Source organism: Actinospineispora eucalypti (genome assembly GCF_039543365.1).
Lineage (GTDB): Bacteria > Actinomycetota > Actinomycetes > Mycobacteriales > Pseudonocardiaceae > Pseudonocardia > Pseudonocardia eucalypti.
Map to the genome: position 1 here is coordinate 144,021 of NZ_BAABJP010000031.1, position 15,099 is coordinate 159,119.

19 protein-coding genes are annotated in these 15,099 nt (G+C 70.9%); 2 read left to right on the forward strand and 17 right to left on the reverse strand.

All coding sequences use genetic code 11. The features are described from left to right. Positions 1-16: 16 nt before the first annotated feature. The 6 genes from ABEB12_RS27915 to ABEB12_RS27940 all read right to left on the reverse strand — a co-directional run bounded on the left by ABEB12_RS27915 (position 17) and on the right by ABEB12_RS27940 (position 5,042). Positions 17-778 (reverse strand): DUF4097 family beta strand repeat-containing protein, encoded by a 762-nt coding sequence (locus ABEB12_RS27915; protein ID WP_185064914.1) that lies wholly within the window; start codon positions 776-778, stop codon positions 17-19. A 119-nt stretch (positions 779-897) separates the two neighbouring features. After that, positions 898-2,070: a cytochrome P450 gene (locus ABEB12_RS27920; RefSeq protein WP_185064913.1), complete on the reverse strand. Its 1,173-nt coding sequence runs from the start codon at positions 2,068-2,070 to the stop codon at positions 898-900. A 61-nt stretch (positions 2,071-2,131) separates the two neighbouring features. After that, positions 2,132-2,977, reverse strand: a complete 846-nt coding sequence (locus ABEB12_RS27925) for a DUF4097 family beta strand repeat-containing protein (protein WP_185064912.1) — start codon at positions 2,975-2,977, stop codon at positions 2,132-2,134. A 73-nt stretch (positions 2,978-3,050) separates the two neighbouring features. Further along, positions 3,051-3,572, reverse strand: a complete 522-nt coding sequence (locus tag ABEB12_RS27930) for a YlcI/YnfO family protein (RefSeq protein WP_185064911.1) — start codon at positions 3,570-3,572, stop codon at positions 3,051-3,053. A 63-nt stretch (positions 3,573-3,635) separates the two neighbouring features. Further along, positions 3,636-4,439: an enoyl-CoA hydratase-related protein gene (locus ABEB12_RS27935; RefSeq protein ID WP_185064910.1), complete on the reverse strand. Its 804-nt coding sequence runs from the start codon at positions 4,437-4,439 to the stop codon at positions 3,636-3,638. Between the two features lie 33 nt (positions 4,440-4,472). Beyond that, positions 4,473-5,042, reverse strand: a complete 570-nt coding sequence (locus tag ABEB12_RS27940) for an LmrA/YxaF family transcription factor (RefSeq protein WP_185064909.1) — start codon at positions 5,040-5,042, stop codon at positions 4,473-4,475. A 53-nt stretch (positions 5,043-5,095) separates the two neighbouring features. On the opposite strand from ABEB12_RS27940, the gene ABEB12_RS27945 reads away from it, so the two are divergent. Beyond that, positions 5,096-5,851 carry a methyltransferase domain-containing protein gene (locus ABEB12_RS27945; RefSeq protein WP_185064908.1) on the forward strand — a complete coding sequence of 252 codons (756 nt, stop codon included), beginning with the start codon at positions 5,096-5,098 and terminating at the stop codon, positions 5,849-5,851. Positions 5,852-5,926: 75 nt separating this feature from the next. Here ABEB12_RS27945 and ABEB12_RS27950 read toward each other — a convergent pair whose 3' ends face one another. Genes ABEB12_RS27950 through ABEB12_RS27960 form a run of 3 tightly spaced genes read right to left on the reverse strand, consistent with a single transcriptional unit; the run spans position 5,927 to position 9,074 of the window. Continuing rightward, positions 5,927-7,288, reverse strand: a complete 1,362-nt coding sequence (locus ABEB12_RS27950) for a phosphoglycerate mutase (RefSeq protein WP_185064907.1) — start codon at positions 7,286-7,288, stop codon at positions 5,927-5,929. Next, positions 7,285-7,815 carry a cytidyltransferase gene (locus ABEB12_RS27955; RefSeq protein ID WP_345703198.1) on the reverse strand — a complete coding sequence of 177 codons (531 nt, stop codon included), beginning with the start codon at positions 7,813-7,815 and terminating at the stop codon, positions 7,285-7,287. The genes ABEB12_RS27950 and ABEB12_RS27955 overlap by 4 nt, the downstream gene beginning before the upstream one ends. Positions 7,816-7,829: 14 nt before the next feature. Beyond that, positions 7,830-9,074 carry an acyl-CoA dehydrogenase family protein gene (locus ABEB12_RS27960; RefSeq protein ID WP_185064905.1) on the reverse strand — a complete coding sequence of 415 codons (1,245 nt, stop codon included), beginning with the start codon at positions 9,072-9,074 and terminating at the stop codon, positions 7,830-7,832. A 101-nt stretch (positions 9,075-9,175) separates the two neighbouring features. Between ABEB12_RS27960 and ABEB12_RS27965 the strand changes: the two genes are divergently transcribed. Further along, the gene (locus tag ABEB12_RS27965) at positions 9,176-9,802 is read left to right on the forward strand and encodes a TetR family transcriptional regulator (RefSeq protein WP_185064904.1); all 627 of its coding nucleotides are present in this window, start codon (positions 9,176-9,178) and stop codon (positions 9,800-9,802) included. On the opposite strand, the gene ABEB12_RS27970 is transcribed toward ABEB12_RS27965, so the two are convergent. The 8 genes from ABEB12_RS27970 to ABEB12_RS28005 form a co-directional block, all read right to left on the reverse strand. Next, positions 9,780-10,232, reverse strand: a complete 453-nt coding sequence (locus ABEB12_RS27970; RefSeq protein WP_185064903.1) for a nitroreductase/quinone reductase family protein — start codon at positions 10,230-10,232, stop codon at positions 9,780-9,782. The genes ABEB12_RS27965 and ABEB12_RS27970 overlap by 23 nt on opposite strands. 103 nt (positions 10,233-10,335) lie before the next feature. Beyond that, positions 10,336-11,448, reverse strand: coding sequence for a hypothetical protein (locus ABEB12_RS27975; RefSeq protein ID WP_185064902.1), 1,113 nt, complete (start codon positions 11,446-11,448; stop codon positions 10,336-10,338). Positions 11,449-11,558: 110 nt separating this feature from the next. Then, the gene (locus tag ABEB12_RS27980; protein ID WP_185064901.1) at positions 11,559-12,473 is read right to left on the reverse strand and encodes an MBL fold metallo-hydrolase; all 915 of its coding nucleotides are present in this window, start codon (positions 12,471-12,473) and stop codon (positions 11,559-11,561) included. A 132-nt stretch (positions 12,474-12,605) separates the two neighbouring features. Next, the gene (locus ABEB12_RS27985; RefSeq protein WP_185064900.1) at positions 12,606-13,055 is read right to left on the reverse strand and encodes an SRPBCC domain-containing protein; all 450 of its coding nucleotides are present in this window, start codon (positions 13,053-13,055) and stop codon (positions 12,606-12,608) included. After that, entirely contained in the window at positions 13,052-13,429 is a 378-nt protein-coding gene (locus ABEB12_RS27990) for a metalloregulator ArsR/SmtB family transcription factor (protein ID WP_185064899.1), read from the reverse strand. Before ABEB12_RS27990 ends, ABEB12_RS27985 begins: the two co-directional genes overlap by 4 nt. Before the next feature lie 24 nt (positions 13,430-13,453). Further along, on the reverse strand, positions 13,454-13,843 hold the full coding sequence (locus ABEB12_RS27995; protein WP_185064898.1) for a hypothetical protein: 390 nt from the start codon (positions 13,841-13,843) through the stop codon (positions 13,454-13,456). Continuing rightward, complete coding sequence (locus ABEB12_RS28000; protein WP_345703199.1) at positions 13,840-14,781, reverse strand: metallophosphoesterase family protein; 942 nt, start codon at positions 14,779-14,781, stop codon at positions 13,840-13,842. The genes ABEB12_RS27995 and ABEB12_RS28000 overlap by 4 nt, the downstream gene beginning before the upstream one ends. Then, complete coding sequence (locus ABEB12_RS28005) at positions 14,778-15,092, reverse strand: cupredoxin domain-containing protein (RefSeq protein ID WP_345703200.1); 315 nt, start codon at positions 15,090-15,092, stop codon at positions 14,778-14,780. Before ABEB12_RS28005 ends, ABEB12_RS28000 begins: the two co-directional genes overlap by 4 nt. Between the last annotated feature and the right edge of the window lie 7 nt (positions 15,093-15,099).

Genomic DNA, 15,099 nt, shown 5'->3' on the forward strand with positions numbered 1-15,099 from the left:
CCTTCGTGCCGCGTGTCTAGCCGGCGGTGGACCGGTGGATCCGGACGTTGCCGTGCGTGCTGCTGGCGCGCAGCTCGGCCTTCTCCTCGGCGGTGTCCAGGCTCTCCAGCTCGTTGCGTACATCGCCGGACGCGGTCCGAGCGTCCACCTGGGCGTTGGTGCCGGGGTGCACGCCCACCTGGATGCCGCCGTTCTCGGTGCGCAGCGAGACGACGCCGCGCAGGATCTCCCCGATCCGGATGCCGCCGTTCCGGGCCTCGACGGTCAGGTCGCCGGTGATCCGGTCCAGGCGGGTATCGCCGTTGGTGTTCCTGAGCAACGCGGTGCCGCCGACCTGCCCGATGTTGATTTTTCCGGACTCGACGCTCACCTCGGCGTGCCCGTCGACCCTCGCCACGGTCACGTCGCCGAGGCGGATGCCGGCTTCCAGCGAGCCGGTGGACTCCAGGGTGATCGCGCCGCCACTGGTCCGGATGCGGGTTTCGCCGAGGGTGCCTTCGGTCCGGAACTCGGCCATGGCGGCGGTGGCGTGCAGGGCGGAGCCGGTGGGCAGCTCGATCAGCACGTCGACCGAGCCGACCTTGCCGAACAGGCTCGGTTTGCCGGTGGGCGCGGCAACCCGCAGCTCACCGCCGGTGAGGGTGACCGCGGTCTGCTCGACCGCTTTGACGTCCCGGTCGGTGCCGGGGTTGGTGGGGTTCACCGTGACCGTGGTTTCGGTCCGGTCGCCGGCGCTGACCCGGAGGTTCCCGGCGGCGAGCTCGACCGTGGCGGTCACGGGGCCAGGAGTCTGGAAGGTGGGCATCGGACAGGTCTCCTACTCGGTGATGGTGATGGTGATCGCCGGCCGGTCAGGCCGGGCCGGCGTCGTCGGGCGGGATCCGCCCGGTCCAGGGCTCAGTCCCAGGCGACGGGGAGCCGGTGCACGCCGTAGATGTCCATGTCGGTGCGCAGGGGCACCTGTTCGGGCGGCACGGCCAGGCGCAGACCGGGGTACCGGGCGAACAGTGCCGGGTAGGCGACCCGCATCTGCATCCGGGCCAGCTGCTGGCCCAGGCACTGGTGCACCCCGTGGCCGAAGGCCAAGTGCCCGGTGGCGCGTCGCGCCACGTCGAGGGTGTCCGGGTCGGCGAACCGGATGGGGTCGCGGTTGGCGGCCGGAACGGCCACGGTGACCGTCTCGCCGGCCTTGACCAGATGGCCGTCCAGCGCCACGTCGGCCAGCGCGGCGCGGACCAGGAACGGCACGATGCTCAGGTACCGCAGCAGCTCCTCGACGGCCCGGTCCGGGTCGGCGAGCAGCGCGGCGAGCTGCTCGGGCCACCGGAGCAGGGCGAACACGCCGAGGGCGATCATGTTCGTGGTGGTGTCCAGGCCGGCGCCGAGCAGCAGCGTGCCCACCCCGGCCAACTCCTCGTCGTCCAGGTCGCTGGTGGTCAGGTCGCCGAGCAGGTCGTCGGTGGGCGCCGCCCGCTTCGCGGCGACCAGCTCCCGCAGGTACCCCTGAATCTCCAGGTACGCGGTGGCGCGTTGCTCCTCGGTGGCCTCGTGGCGGTTCACCGTCGCGGCATGGCGCTGGAAGTACTCGTGGTCGGCGTACGGCACGCCGAGCAGCTCGCAGATCATCAGCGCCGGGATGGGCCGGGCGAACTCCGCGACCAGGTCCACCGGCGGGCCGGCCCGGTCCATCGCGTCCAGGTGTTGGCCGGTGAGCTGTTCAGCGCGCTCGGTGAGCAGCCGCATCCGGCGCACGCTGAACCGGCCGGCCAGCAGGCGCCGGTAACGGGTGTGCTCGGGCGGGTCCACGCCGAGCATGTCGCCGGGTGGCGCGGGCGTCAGCGTGCCCGATCCGGCGCCGGGGAACGGGTGGTGCATCAGCTCGTAGCGGGCGCTGAACCGGGGGTCGGCGAGCACGGTGCGCGCCGCCCGGTGGCCGGTGGCCAGCCAGCCGACGTGGCCGTCCGGGTAGGTCATCCGGGTCAGTCCGGCCAGCCCGGTCAGCCCGGCCGGCGGGTCGAACGGACAGCCGGGTGCCCGGGCGGCGGGCAGGCCGTCCAGCGAGATCGTCATGTCTCCGCTCCTTTCGGGCGCGCGAAACCAGGGGTCACTCCCCCGAGGGCCAGAAGTTGGGTCAGGAACGCTGGATCGTGATGGCGCCGTACGAGGTGTGCGCGCGCACCTCGACGGTCTCGTCGGACTCCCCGGGCCCGGTGATGTTGTCCAGCAGGTTGTGCACCTGCCCGAACCCGGTTTTCACCTCGAGCAGGGCGGCGGTGCCGTGGGCGATGCCGATCTCCAGGTCGCCCGCCGCGGTCCCGAGCTCGACGCTGCCCCGGGCCACCTCGCCGAGGCGGATGCTGCCGTTGGACGTCTTCGCGTCGACACCCGCTCCGGCCCGGCCGACGGAGATGTCGCCGTTGGCCGAGCGCACCCGCACGTCACCGGTGGCCGCGGCGATCGTGGTGTGGCCGTTGGAGTTCTTCACCACCACCGAGCCCTCGACCTCGCCGAGGCTGACCTTCCCGGTACCGGTGTGGATCTCGGCATTGCCCGCGACCCCATCGGCGGTGACGTGGCCGGCCCCGGTGTCCACCCGCAACGGACCGGTCCGCTCGAGCCGGACGTTCCCGCAGGAGGGCTTGAACCGGCACTCCCCGAGCCGGCCCGTGGCGCTCAGGTCCCCCAGCTGCACCTCGCCGGACACCGGTGAACCGCTGGGCAGCTCGATGGACACCTCCACCGACCTGGACTTGCGGGAGAAGTCGAAGGCCCGCGCCTTCGGCCCGGCGACCTGGAGCACGCCGTTCGCGTAATCGACCCGGACCCTCTCGGCCGCCTGTACGTCCGACTCGTCGGAGTCGTCGCTCGGGCGCACCTCCACGGTGGTGTCGGCACGGTCGCTCGCGGCGATCCGCACATTGCCGACGCCGAGCTCGAGCGTGACCGAGATCGGTTCGGGTGTCTCGAAATTGGGCATAGCTGTCCCCTCGTGATGAGTAGGTGGCGCATCCCCGCTGGTCAGGGACTTGGCGTGGTGGAGAGTGGTGCGGCTAGCGCACCCACCCGGTGAAGCTCTGCCGGGCTCTTCTGCCGCTGGGGCGCTGCTCGGGCCGCTGGTCGCGGTCGGCGCGCGCGACCGCGACCGAGGCCGCCCGGACCAACCAGGCGTTGACCGAGCGCCCCTCCTTGGCGGCGGCCTCCTCGACCGCCGCCTTGAGCTGCTCCGGGAGACGCACGTTGATCCGCGAGCTCGGGCCGTCCTCGGCGAACAGCGCGCCGCCGTCCACCGTCGCCGGCTCGTCCCCGGCCGGCTCCTCGATCGGCGCGGCCGGCGGCGCGGTCACGACGAAGTTCGGATCGCGTCCACGCAGGCGCAGCTCCACCGAACCCGGGGCCAGGTCCCGGGTGATCTCGTCCGCGGCGGCGGACAGCGCCTCCAGCAGCGTCATCCGGATCGCCGACTCGAGCGACCCGGTCAGGCGCTCGACCAGCGCACGGGCCTCGTCACCGCCGGCATCGGCAAGCGTGGCGAACTCACGCCCGAGGTTGCTCACGTACACGGTCAAGTCCATGGTGCCATCATGGCTCAGCTATGGCACCACCGCAAGCCAAAATGGCTCAGCTCGGTTCCGAGGCTAAAGATCGGTGGCGTGGCGGCCGGTTCGACCGGGGTCGGATTTGCCGTAGAAGCGCTCGAGTCGCCGCGGGGTGTCGGGGTCGGCGCCGGTGTACGCGGTGAAGGCCTCGTTGCGGAGTTGGTCGTCGAGCGACTTGCCGATCGTGTCGTGCAGCGTGCGTTTGGCCGAGCGGACGGCCCGTTGTGAGTTGCGAAGTATCTGCCGGGCGATCAACAGCGCTTCCTCGGCGAGGCGGTCATGGGGAACGACCTTGGTGACCAGGCCCCAGGTGAGGGCCTGGTGCGCGTCGATCGGTTCGGCGGTGAGCACCAGGTGGGAGGCGACACCGACCCCGGCGGAGTTCAGCAGCCGGACGATGCCCCCGTCCCCGTGGTGATATCCCCGCCGCGCTTCGAAGGAGCCGAACATCGCACGTTCGGAGGCGATACGGATGTCACAGGCCAGCGCGGTCTCCAGGCCCGCGGCCAGCGCCCAGCCGTTGACCGCCGCGATGATCGGCTTGTCGATGCGGTGCAGGCCCCGGGTGATCCCGTTGATACCCAGGTCGACGATGTCGCGCACGTCGCCCGGGCGGGCGTCGCCGATCAGGGGCGGAATGAAGGTCTTGAGGTCGGCCCCGGAACAGAAGGCCTCACCGGCGCCGGTGAGGATCGCCACGTCCACCGAGTCGTCGTCGCGGAAGTCGGTGAACGTCTCGACCATCAGCCGATGGACATCGGGGTCGATCGCGTTGCGCGCCTCGGGCCGGTTGAGGGTGACATGGGCGATCCGGTCACGCTTCTCGTACAGGACCTTCGACATGCCCGAAACTATATAGAACGTTCTAAATCGCCGCTAGGCTCGCAGCTCCTCGGCGACGATCGTGCCGGTGGAGCGGACCGGCGCCGCGTCCCGGCTGGTCCGGCTCAGGATGAACGCACCCTCCAGGGCCGCCAGGGCAAAGCTCGCGAGCTCGCGCGCCCGTGACGCCTCGCATCCCTCGCCGACGAGGCGCTCGACCACCGCCGACTGCCAGGAGGTGAACACCTCCGCGCAGACCCCACGCAGGACCTCGTTGGTGTTCGCGACCTCGAGCGCAACCGTGGCGATCGGGCACCCGTCCGCGTAGTCGGAGCGTTCGAGCAGGTCGGCGGCCATGTCGAACCACGCCCGCACGCCGGCCGCGGCGGAGTCCGTGCGTTCGAAGACCGACTCGATCAGCCTGCCGTAGCGACGGCCGGACCGGGTGAGCGCCTCGGTGGCGAGGTTCTCCTTGCCGTCGGGAAAGTAGTGGTAGAGCGAGCCGATCGGCCCGCCCCCGTGCGCCACGATCTGCTTGAGCCCGGTTGCCGCGTAGCCCTGCCGCCGGAACAGCTCGGCACTCGCGTCGAGAATCCGGTCTTTGGCGGCCGACGTACGGGGCATTGTTCTCCACTCGAGTAGTTCGAATGTTCTACATATTAGATCCAGGAGGGGTTGTGTCGATCGAGACGACCGTCATGCGGGCCCGCGAGCGGTGGGAACGCAACGCCGGCTACTGGGCGCGGGTCATCCGGGAGGATCGTGACCGGTTCCGCACCGAGCTGACCGATTCGGCGGTCCTGGACGCGATCGGCGACTGTTCCGGCCTGCGGGTCCTGGACGCCGGTTGCGGCGAGGGCTACCTGTCCCGCCGGATGGCCGGTGCCGGGGCGCGGGTCGTAGGGGTGGACGCCTGCCGGGGCCTGATCCGGGCGGCCGGAGCCGACGCCCGGCCGGGCTCGGTGTCGTTCGTACAGGCCAGCGCCGACGCGCTGCCGAGCGCCGACGGGAGCTTCGACCTGGCGGTCTGCAACCACCTGTTCAGTCACCTGTACAACGCCGAGGGCGCGATCGACGAGTTCGGCCGCGTCCTGGCCGGCGGCGGCCGGCTGGTCATCCTCACCCTGCACCCGTGCTTCTACGCCGGCCGGTCCGAACGCGGGTCGCGCCGGAGCGTGCCCGCCGACGAGTACTTCTCGCTGCGCGGCATCGAACAGCACTTCAACGTCGGCGGCCTGGAATCGCCGTCGGTCATCACGTCCTGGTTGCGCCCGCTCGAGTGGTACGCGCGGGTGTTGCGCGGCTCCGGGTTCGTGATCACCGACCTGCGCGAGCCGCACCCGTCACCCGAGCAGCTGCGGGACGATCCGTGGTGGCGCGACAGCTTCCCGACGCCGCTGTTCATGCTGCTGACCGCCGAGCACCGGGGGTGACCACTCCCCGACCGTCAGGTTGACCGCCGCCAGTGGTGAACGGGTGGGAGCCCGATCGGCCGGGCCGGCGGGGCATCACGGCCGAGCCGTTGTGCGCTCGTTGTGGAGCGGCATGGGCAGGGGTGAGTCGGCGAGGGCGATGACGGGGCGGGCGGTGATGCGGTGGCCGAGGAAGACCGGCCGGTTAGCCTGGCCGAGCAGGAGCGGCAGTAGCTCCTCGGCGCGGACGGGTCCCCACCAGCCGTTCCGCGCCGGGAGCTCGCCCCACTCGGTGACGTCGTCGGCGCGCACGGTGGGGCCGGCGACGAGCAGGGGTGTGGGGTCGGCGGTGTGCATGACGCCGTGGGTGGAGGGGGTCGCGTGGTCACCGGTCACCGCCACGACGGCCTTGCCGGCCAGCTCGGCGAGCCCGGTCAGCCCTCGATCGATCATTTCCAGGACGTCGCGCTTGGCATGGGGTTGTTTGGTGTGCCCGGCCTCGTCGGTGGCCTTGGTGTGGACGTGCACGAAGCGGGCACCGGCGGCGACCAGGTCGGCGGCGGCGTCGAGGCGGGCGACCATGTCCCGCTCCAGGTCCTCCAGCGGTTGGAGGTGGGTGGCGGGCATTTCGAGGACCGTGGCGATTCCCCGGTACAGCCGGGTGCTGGTGACCATCGCGCCGGGCACCCCGACCTGTTCGACGAACGTGGGAATCGCCCCGAGGCGGCCGGACCACTTGGTGGTCAGCACGTCGAGGGCCGGGAGCCCGCGCCGAACTCGCGCCTGGTTGACCGCACTGGTTCGCAGGTGGGTGCGCGCGTCCTGGAGCGCCGCGGTGAGCGCCCGGGCGAACGGTTCGCCGCCGGGGCCGGTCGGGACCGGCAGCATCCAGGGGTGGAAGGTCTCGAACAGCGGGTCGGTGTCGGTGACGTCCCCGCATCGGTGGTCGGTCGCGGTGAGCAGTGCCTCGCCCCGGTCCCCGAGCCGAGCCAGGGTCATCCGGTGCCCGGCGAGCACCGGGGCAAGCCCCTCGAGCAGCTCGGCGGTGTCCGGGGCGTCCTCGGCGCGCGCCCGTCCGGTGATGTGCAGGGCGTGGCCGTCACGGCGGGAGGTGCGCAGGGACGCGTGGGTGACGGCGCGACCGGCTTCGACGGTGAGGCCCGCACCCAGCGCTTCGAGGACGGCGCGCCCGGGAAACGGTACGTCGGCGTAGCCGAACATCGCCCAGTGGGCGAGCTCGGAGGTCGGGGCCCGGCCCCAGCCGAAGGGCAGGTGCCAGCCGCTCGCGCCTCGGCGGGCGAGGGCGTCCAGGTGGGGGGTGTGTGCGGCCTCGGCCGGTGTGCGCCCGCCGAGCTCCGGGATCGGGCGGTCGCCGAGCCCGTCCAGGATGACCAGCACGATCGGGAGCCGGTCGTCGCTGAGGCGGGGTTGGGTCTCTCCGTAGCCGGGTGGCTTCACGTTCGACGCCCGCTACCGGCCGAGGAGCGGGCCAAGAGCAGTTCGGCCAGCGGCGGGACCACCGAGGCGGGTACGAGATCCTCCCAGCCGTTGCCGTCCAGGCGGGCCCGGATGTCCGTGGCCGAGATCCGCGTGGCCGGATCGCCGTCGAGCACCGTGACCGGGTATCCGGCCCGGGCGAGCCGGGCGGCCTTGTCGTGCTCCCAGCCGCCGTAGGCACGAACCAGCTGGTTCGCGTGCAACGGGACGTACTCGGGCCAACACCGCGGGCGGGTCAGATCGAAGGGCACGACCGTGGTCCGCGCCGCCCAACCCCGGTCGGTGACCGCGGCCGCCAGCAGCTGGGTGCGCTCGAAGAAGGTGAACGGGTTGGCCCCGGGCAGGTGCCGGTGCGCCGAGGTCGGCTCTTCGTGGCGCGTGCCGGTGTCCGGGTTGGTGACCGCGATGACGAGATGGTCGGCATCGCGCAGCGCGATCTCGAACAGCTCCAGGTGCTGGGCGTGGACGGGTTGGAAACGACCGGTCACGCAGGCCAGGCTGGTCACGCCGCCCGGCCCCGCAACAGGCCGCGGGCGATCGCGTTGCGCTGGATCTCCGTGGTCCCGGCCGGGATGCGCAGGTTGCGGGCAACCCGGAACAGCTTCTCCTCCGGGGAGTCCTGGATCAGACCGACCGCGCCCCGCACCTGGACCGCCGTGTCCGCGACCCGGAAGAACGCCTCGTCGTTGATCACCTTCACCAGGCTGATCAGCCGAGGGGCATCGGGGTGCAACGGCCGGCCGTACGGGCCGAGCCCGTCCAGCTCGGCCTGGGCGACCAGGGACGTGGCCCGCGCCTGGTAGATGTCGGCGTGCATGTTCGCCAGCATGTGCTGGATGACCTGCTGCTCGGCGATCGGCTTGCCGCCCGACTGGCGCCGCCGCGCGTAGTCCACGGAGCGTTCCAGCAGCCAGGCGCCCCAGCCCGCGCACATGCCGCCCCGGCACAGCCGCCGCCAGTTGATCCACGACATGGCGAGCGCGAAGCCGTCGCCGATCTCGCCGACCACGTTCTCGGCCGGGACACGCACACCGGCGAACTCCAGCGTCCCGGTCAGCCCGTCGGCCAGGGTCGTGGGCAGGTCCGGGCCCCGGGTCACCCCGGGGGCGTCGGCATCGACCAGGAACATCGACAGCGACCGGGTGCCCGCTCCCGGCTCGGTCACCGCCACCACCTGCAGGACATCGGCGAAGTGCGAGTTGGTGATCCAGCCCTTGGTCCCGTTGATCACCCAGTCGCCGCCGTCGCGGACCGCGTGGGTCGCCATCCGCAGGACGTCCGAGCCCACCCCGAGCTCGGTGTTGCAGAAGGCCGCCGTGATCTCCCCCTTGACCAGCGGGGTCAGGTACCGCTCGCGCATCGCGCCCGAGCAGTGCTCGATCGCCGGGTTCGGTCCTTCGGTCCACCCCAGCGCGGCCAGGCCCAGCCCGAGCCCCGAGTGCCGGTAGACGAACTCCTCCACGTGATGCATCTCGACCAGGCCGAACCCGCCACCGCCCACCTCGACGCCGGCGTGCGGGGCGTACAGGCCGGCCCCGCCGGCGCGTCGCTGCACCTCACGACGGGCCTCCCACACCGCCGGGTGCATCCGCCCCTGCTCGTCGAAACGTGGCTGGCTCGGCGTGCCGGCCTCCCGGCCCGCCAGCTCCTCCCCCAGCCGAGCCACGTCGTTGTCGAGGAACTCACGGAAGCGCTCGGTATAGGCGGTCACCCGTTCGCTGGCGGCGATGTCGACGACGGTGGTCATCAGCCTGGACTCCTTCCCGACGACTGATAGAACAGTGTTCATTTTGATGAACGCCGTTCAGACTGTAGCGTCGCGCTACCCCGGACGGAAGGGCTCGACGCATGTCTGACGCTGCGCGCGCGGATCGACTCGGCGCGGTGACCGAGGCCAAACGGGGCCTGATCCTGGAGGCGGCGCTGCGGGTCTTCGCCCGCGAGGGAATGCGCGAGGCCAGCATCAGGGCCATCGCCAAGGAGGCCGGCTACGCACCCGGCGCGATCTACGGGTACTTCCCGAGCAAGGAGCACATCTACGCGGCGGCCCTGCGCGAATCGCTGCGGCGGCTACGGACGGCGACCGAGACCGCGTCGGCCGATGCCGACGGGGCCGCCGCCCGGTTCGTCGCAGCGGGCATGGCCTTCTTCGACTTCTACGATGCGAACCCCCGTGACCTCGACATGGGGTTCTACCTGTTCGCCGGCGGGGTGGCCCCCCGGGGGCTGCCCGATCACGAGGTCAACCGCGAGCTCAACGCCGCGCTGCTGGCAACCCTGGAGCCCGTGCGTAAGGCCGCGGAGCAACTGTTCGGCGCGCCCGAGGCCACCCGGCTGACCGCCGAAGCCTTCGCCCACTCGACCGGGCTGCTCCTACTGCGCCACACCCACCGGCTGAACCTCTTCCAACTCGACGCCCGCGAGCTCATGCAGCGCTACCTCACCGAGCAGATCACCCGCCGCCAACCGGGGTGAGCAGGACGATCGGGATCTCCCGGCCGGTCTTGTGCGCGTACTCGTCGTAGAGCGGGAAGATGTCCACCATCTGAGCCCAGAGCGGGGCGCGCTCGGTCGAGGTTGCGACGCGGGCGCGGGCGGTGAACCGGCGGGTGCCGACCTGCACCCCGACGCTGGGGTCCGCCTCGAGGTTCATGAACCATGCCGGGTTCTCCTCGGCGCCGCCCTTGGAGGCGACAACGACGTACTCGTCGCCCGAGGTGCCGTAGATCAGGCAGGTGCGGCGGGGGATACCGGTCCGCCGTCCGGTCGTGGCGAGCACGAGGGTGCGCACGCCGTCCCGGTCATGACCTTCGGTGCCGCCCGAGGCCAGGTACGTGCGGGTGTGCTCGGCGACCCAGTCCCACTGCGAGTCGGTGGCGCGGTCGAGGTCCTCGGCGATGGCCATGGCGGCTCTCCTTCCAGTGCGTCGTGCAACCACGGCGGCCGCACCTGCCCCTGGGACGGAGCCGCCAAGCCGCCCTCGACATCCGCACCGGATCTGCCCGTGCTCACCCCGTGGGGATGAGCGGGCCGGGTGACCCAGAACTGCCGCCGCCGGAGTCGGAACCCGAGCTGCCCGGACTCGAGCCACTCATCCCGCCGCCGGGGTCGGTGATGGTCGGGCTGGAGCCGGTGACGCCGGGGCCGCTATCGATGATGTTCGGGCTGGAGCCAGTGATATCCGGGCTGGAGCCGCTCATGTCCGGGCTGGTGCCGGTGATGTCCGGGCTGGAGTCGGTGACGTCGGGACTGGGCAGCTCGGGTAGCACCTGCCGCCCCGGCTGAGTTGGTTCGAGGGTTACCTCGGGCGCTTGTGGCAACGCGACTTCCGGCGATCCGTCCTGGTCGTCCGTTTTCGTCGGGTCGAGCGGCGTGAGCTTTTCGGTCGGCCGGGTTCCCGGCGTTTCGCGCGGGCCGGACGGCGCGGACTGGCCGTTGGGTACCGGCAGGGTTTGCCCGAGGGTGGAGTTTGACGAGTCCGTGGAACTCGACGTGTCGGTGGAACTCGACGTGTCGGTCGAGCTTGACGGGTCGGTCGTGGCCGGGTCGGGCGAGGGCGTCGCCGCGGGGGTGGACTCCATCCCGGTCGGGCAGCCGACGGGATAGGCGCAACGGGCCCGGGCAGTGGCGCAGTCGGCGGGCGGGGCCGAGCAGAGGTCGATCCCGTTCTCGCAGTTGGTCTGCCACCACTGGCAGCCGGGACTCGGCACCGGGATCGACGGCGGCAACAGGTACCCCGGCGTGGGCGCCCACACGGTGAACGGCGGACCCACCGACCAGAGGTACTGGGTCTCGGGCCCACAGCGCGCCACAACGCGCGAGCGGTCCATGAGCACGACGAAGGCGCCGTCCCAGACCCACACCGCCCCGGGGTGGTTGACCAGCAACGACTGCGCCGAGGCGAGTTCGCAGACACCGGGGTTGTCGTCGTCGGGCTCCTCGGCCCGCAGCCGATCGGCGAAGCCGGCGACGCGAACCGGGGGCTGCTGCGCCGAGGCACTCGGATGCGGCGCCTCGATGACGGCGGCCGGAGCGTGCGGGGTCGCGGTAAGGGTGGCCGGAAGCGCAATGGCGCCGATCACGAACACCACAGCGCGGAGAAACGCTCGCCGGTAGCCCATACCCACCTCTCCGGCCGCGCGTATCGACGGCGTGGCCCAGGGGTCTACACCCAATGATCCCCCACATCGGGGAGCTTTCGCCACGAATATTGCCGCCGGCCAAGGGGCGGTCAGTAATCCCAGACGACCGGTACGAAACGGAAGGCGTTGCCGGCGACCGTCACGTGGCAGACGGACGGGAACGGCAGGTGGGTGGCCACCAGTTGCTCACCGCTCGCCGCCAGCTCGGTCAACAGACGAATCCGGACGCGGGCCGATTCCTCGGGATCGTGTTCGAAGCCGTTGTGCCACTCGGGGTTGTCGAACCCGGGCTGGAACACGGCATCGCCGGCGAACGTCAGCCGGTCGCCGCCGGACTCCAGGCGAACGATGCTGTGGCCGGGAGTGTGACCTCCGGTACGGCAGATCATTACTCCTGGCGCCACCTCGTACTCGGTCTCGAACGGCTTCAGGTTGCCGCGGTACACGTCCAGGAACCGCGAGGCGGTGGTTCGGAGCACGTCCGGCACCGGTGCCGGCATGACGGTGCGGGAGAAGTCGGGCGCCTCCCAGAACTCGGCCTCGGCGGCCGCCAGGTGAACCCGCAGGTCCGGGCGCAGCCGGCCCCTCAACCCGTCGACGAGCAGCCCGCCGATGTGGTCCATGTGCAGGTGGGTGAGCACCACATCGGTCACGGAGGCGGGATCGATCCCGGCGGCGTCCAGCCGCACGGCCAGCTGCCCGGCCCTCGGGAAGCCCGGAAACTCCGTCCCCAGCCCGGAATCGATGAGGATGGTCCGGCCGCCGCTACGGACCACGGCCACATTCAGCGGCCAGTCGAGCATCTCCGGCGGCAGGAACATGTCCCGCAGCCAGGCCGCCAGGTCGGCCGGGGCGGCGTTGGTGGCCAGCGTCACGGCGGTAATCGGCAGCACCCCGTCGCTGATCACCATCACGTCGATGTCGCCGACCTTCAGCGCGTAGCGCGACGGAACCAACTCGTCATACCCCGGCACATCGGGGCGTGCGACGTTGACCGAACTCATATTGTTCTCCCCTTACCGAGCGTCAACCGAGGACATCGACGGCGCCATGGGTCAGGCCGTCCAGTCATCCCCTAGGACAGGACGGCGGCCCGGTTTGTGACCGCCGCCCCGATCCAGGTCGTGGCCCGGCCGTCAGGAGTGGCCGAGTTCGCGGCCGAGCGCGTCCAGCCAGTCGCCGGTGCCCTGGTGGCGCCATTCGGGCTGTTCCCGGTTGTCGAGGAAGGTGTCCTGTTCGGTGAGCACCAGGTGCGTGCCGGTGCCGTCGGGGACGATCTCCACGGTGGTCACCGACACGGTCGCCAGCACGCCGCGGCCGTAGAGGAGGGTGGTGTAGACGATGCGCTGGTCGGTGAGGATGTCGTGGTAGACCGATTCGGCGGCGATCTCCGCTCCGTCGTCGGTGTGTCCGTGGACGGCTTCGGTGCCGCCGACGCGGAAGTCGAGGGTGTAGTCGGTGTCCTGGGCCGCGAACCATTTCGCCTTCGTGTCGCGGTCGGCCCATGCCCCGAACACCTGAGCCGGGGAAGCGGAGTAGGTCCGCTCCAGTGTGAACGTGCTGTGCTTCACCGAGTGCTCGATCATGATTGGGCCTCCTTGGAGGGGTCGTCTGGGGCCGTGGCGTGGTCGGCCGCGTTCTCGCCGAGGACGTCGCCGAGGCGGTCGAGGCGGCGCTCCCACGTCGTTCGCTGGAGGCGCAGCCATTCCTCGGCGCGTCGCAGGCCGGATGGATCGATCTGACAGGTGCGGACGCGTCCGGTCTTCTCCGACCGAACCAGCTCGCTCGCCTGCAGCACCTGAAGGTGCTGGACCGTGGCCGCGATCGTCACGCCGAGGAGGCGCGCGAGCTCGCTCACCGTGGCCGGGCCGCGAGTCAGGTGCTCGATGATCGCCCGCCGGTTGGCATCGGCGATCGCGTGGAACACCTGATCCGCGGCCGGCGACTCATGGTTAAGCACGTACTTAACGGTAGAGGCGCATCCTCAAACAGTCAAGTCTCCACTTAACTTTTGCTCCGAGCTCCGGGACGACCAGTTGACGAGCAGCGCGACGGCGGCGATTTCGGCGAGGATGCTGATCAGTGCTTGTGGAGCCGGTTGCAGGCCGCGTTCCACAAAGCCGAACACGCCTACCGTGCGTGAGGCGAGGAACCCGGCGAGCGCCCCGGCGGCCAGGCCGATCCCGCCCAGCCGCAACATCAACGGGCCGGCGATCAGCAGCAGCAGTCCGACCGCGAGAGACCCGCTGGCCTGTAGCAGGAACGCCGGCCCGACGCCGGGGATGACGCGGTAGCCGTGCAGGTAGAGCTGGGCGTGGATGTATCCGCTGACGACGAGGCAGAGCGCGGCCAGGATGCGGCGTGCGGTGGTCATGAGAGTTTGGTGTCCTTCACGGCGAGGTCGTGCTGGCCGGGTTGGTAGTTGACCTGTCGGATGCCGAGGGCGTCGCCGAGCTGTCCGGCGGGCAGGGTGAGCGGGGCCGGCGCCGGTCCCTGTCCCGGGTGGGGCAACGGGTAGGCCGTGGTGGTGGCGCTGTGGAAGGTGACGTTGCCCTCGGTCTTGGAGAACAGCTGGTGCACGTGCCCGTTCAGGCAGGTCACCGAGGCGAACCGGCGCAGGTAGGACAGGGCCTGGGTGGCGTCGTCGGTGCCCCACCCCCAGGTGGGATACATCGCGAACAGCGGGATGTGGCTGAACACCACGATCGGGGTATCGGCCGACAGCCCCGCCACGTCGCGCTCGATGAACTCCAACTGGTCGTTGCCCAGGTGCCCGAGCTTCTCCAGGGCCAGGGTGTTGACCAGCGCGATCACGTGCACACCCTTGACGTCGAAGCTGTACCAGCCTTCGCCCCGGCTGCCGGCGCCGAACCTGGCCCGGTACTTCTGGCCGTGGTCGTCGACCGAGTCGTGCTCGCCGGGCACGGTGAACACCTGCCCGGTGTTCAGCCCCTTGAGCATCTGGTCGACCTGGTCGAACTGCGCCGCGGTCGACAGGTGGGTGAGGTCGCCGGTGTGCATGACGAAGTCCGGTCGGTAGCCGAGCGAGTTGACCTGGCCGACGGCGCGGGCGAACGAGCCGGTGACGTCGGTGTTGGCCGGCCCCTTGAAACCGATGTGACTGTCGCTGACCTGCACGAACCGCAGCGCGTGCGGGTCGTCGGCCGCCGGACCCGGTGCGCTGCCGCCTATGTGGCTGATCACCTCACCGCCGGCCACGGTGAGCGCGACGGCGGCGCCGAACCACGCGCCGTGCCGGATCAGCTGCCGGCGGGTCATCCCGCGCGGGTCGCCGCCCGGTGCGGCGGTCACGGGGTCACCACCACGGTGGCGGTCATGAACGGGTGGATGGTGCACAGGTAGTCGAACCGGCCCGGCTCGGTGAACGTGAAGCGGAACGACTGGCCGTTGTTCAACGTCGGCGAGTGGAACGGGCCGTCGTTCATCGCGGTGACGGTGTGCGGGTCCTGGTCCCGGTTGGTCCAGGTGACCGTGGTGCCGGCCTTGACGGTGATCGTCGCCGGCGAGTAGGCGAAGTTCTCGATCGCCACGGTGTCGGTGGCCACCGGTGCGTCCGCGTTGACCGGTTGCGCCATCCCGGCCATGCCGGTCATGCCCGGCATCGATGAG

Bases quoted from the DNA above. Each gene is read 5' to 3' on its own strand.
- ABEB12_RS27920 (WP_185064913.1), bottom strand. From the start codon at position 2,070: ATGACGATCTCGCTGGACGGCCTGCCCGCCGCCCGGGCACCCGGCTGT.
- ABEB12_RS27925 (WP_185064912.1), bottom strand. From the start codon at position 2,977: ATGCCCAATTTCGAGACACCCGAACCGATCTCGGTCACGCTCGAGCTC.
- ABEB12_RS27930 (WP_185064911.1), bottom strand. From the start codon at position 3,572: ATGGACTTGACCGTGTACGTGAGCAACCTCGGGCGTGAGTTCGCCACG.
- ABEB12_RS27935 (WP_185064910.1), bottom strand. From the start codon at position 4,439: ATGTCGAAGGTCCTGTACGAGAAGCGTGACCGGATCGCCCATGTCACC.
- ABEB12_RS27940 (WP_185064909.1), bottom strand. From the start codon at position 5,042: ATGCCCCGTACGTCGGCCGCCAAAGACCGGATTCTCGACGCGAGTGCC.
- ABEB12_RS27960 (WP_185064905.1), bottom strand. From the start codon at position 9,074: ATGACCACCGTCGTCGACATCGCCGCCAGCGAACGGGTGACCGCCTAT.
- ABEB12_RS27965 (WP_185064904.1), top strand. From the start codon at position 9,176: ATGTCTGACGCTGCGCGCGCGGATCGACTCGGCGCGGTGACCGAGGCC.
- ABEB12_RS27970 (WP_185064903.1), bottom strand. From the start codon at position 10,232: ATGGCCATCGCCGAGGACCTCGACCGCGCCACCGACTCGCAGTGGGAC.
- ABEB12_RS27975 (WP_185064902.1), bottom strand. From the start codon at position 11,448: ATGGGCTACCGGCGAGCGTTTCTCCGCGCTGTGGTGTTCGTGATCGGC.
- ABEB12_RS27980 (WP_185064901.1), bottom strand. From the start codon at position 12,473: ATGAGTTCGGTCAACGTCGCACGCCCCGATGTGCCGGGGTATGACGAG.
- ABEB12_RS27985 (WP_185064900.1), bottom strand. From the start codon at position 13,055: ATGATCGAGCACTCGGTGAAGCACAGCACGTTCACACTGGAGCGGACC.
- ABEB12_RS27995 (WP_185064898.1), bottom strand. From the start codon at position 13,843: ATGACCACCGCACGCCGCATCCTGGCCGCGCTCTGCCTCGTCGTCAGC.
- ABEB12_RS28005 (WP_345703200.1), bottom strand. From the start codon at position 15,092: ATGCCGGGCATGACCGGCATGGCCGGGATGGCGCAACCGGTCAACGCG.